We start from the raw sequence: 1,644 nt of genomic DNA on the forward strand, positions 1-1,644 counted from the left end.
GTTCGGGCTTGCCCAGTCGCGCGAGCTTGATGTGGAGGAGCGCGGCGCCTGCTCGGCCTACCTTGCCGAAGTGCTGAAGCAGCATCCGCAATACACCAGCATCCTCACGATCAAGCCGAATGGCGACTTGCACTGCGACTCGCTGCGCACCGGCCGCAAGCTCAACCTGGCCGACCGCGCCTATTTCCAGCAGGCCATGGTGTCCACGGCACCGGCGCTGGAGCCGGTCATTGGCCGTCTCACCGGTATCGGCGTGGCGCAGGTGGCCCAGGCCTCGCGCGACCCACAAGGCAAGGTGCGGTTCGTGCTGCTTGCGTCCATCAACCTGGACCAATTCTCGCGTGATGTCTTGGCGGCACAGCCCTATTCCGACACGGCCATCACCCTGTTTGACCGCGCCGGTGTCGTGCTGGCTTCCCGCAGCACGCGCGTCGGGGTGCCACGCACCAACCGGCCCATGCCAGGAATATCTTTGGCCGATACCACCCTCGGCCGGTTCGCCGTCAAGGGTCATAACGGCGATATAGCCGAGTTCGCTGGCCCGGCGGGGGTGCGGCGGGTCTGGGCCCTGGGTACGCTGCCGCCGCCATGGGACGCAGGGATACTGATCGCGCTGGGCGTGCCGACCCAGGACCTGGCAGCCGACGCGGAGCACCGCGCGCGGACTGTGCTTGCGGGCGTTGTGGGTGCAGCGCTGCTGGCGCTACTGCTGGCCTGGTCGCTTGTAGAGCTGGGGGTCCGCCGCCCGCTGGGCCGGATCGTGAAGGGCACGGCCCGGTTCAGGAACGGTGACTTGGGCGCGCGCATCGGACCGCCCTACCCGCGCGGCGGAATCGGCGATTTGATGCGCGCCCTGGACAACACTTCCAACGAAGTTCAGACGCACCAGCAGGATATCCAGCATCTCAATGACGGGCTGGAAGAGCGTGTCAGGGTCCGCACGGCGGAGCTGGAAACCGTCAACCAGGAGCTGCAGGCGTTCTCGTACTCGCTGGCGCACGACCTGCGCCAGCCGCTGATCACCATCAGCGGGTTCTGCGGTCAGTTGCGCAGCACGTTGCAGCCCGGCGCAAGCGAGTTGCAGGACCACTACCTGAGCCGCATCCAGGCCGGTGTGCAGAAGATCAACGAATTGTCAGACGCCATGGCGTCCCTGGCTCGTCTCTCACTCCCCCACCTGGCGAGTGGCGCGGTGGACGTCAGCGCGATCGCCAGCGCCGCGCTTGCGGCCTGCCAGCAGCGTGATCCCGACCGCCTCTCCGACATCCATGTTCAGGCCGGCCTTCAGGCCACCGCGGACCCGGCTATGCTGACGCTCGCCATCGATCATCTGGTCGACAACGCCTGGAAGTTCACGCGTGGACAGGACCGCGCGAAGATTTCCGTCGGTTGTGCGCGCTATCCTGACGGCACACTGATCTACCATGTCAAGGACAATGGCATCGGGTTCGATATGGCGCATGCCGGCAAGCTGTTCAGCGCCTTCCAGCACCAGCATCTCGGGTCGGATTTCCCGGGCACCGGGATCGGTCTGGCGAGCGTGCACAAGATTGTCACGCGGCACGGCGGTAAGGTCTGGGCAGACTCCACGCCGGGAGAAGGCACCACGTTTTACTTCACGCTGGGTACTGCACCACGTAGCCC

Annotated in this window: 1 protein-coding gene; it reads left to right on the forward strand. The window is 65.9% G+C overall.

Translation table 11 applies throughout. The features are described 5' to 3' along the window. A partial coding sequence (locus AC1D1P_RS22785) for a sensor histidine kinase (protein WP_477674558.1) occupies positions 1-1,644 on the forward strand: 1,644 nt, incomplete at both ends.

The sequence above is a fragment of the Polaromonas sp. P1_E1_2 genome (assembly GCF_056406035.1).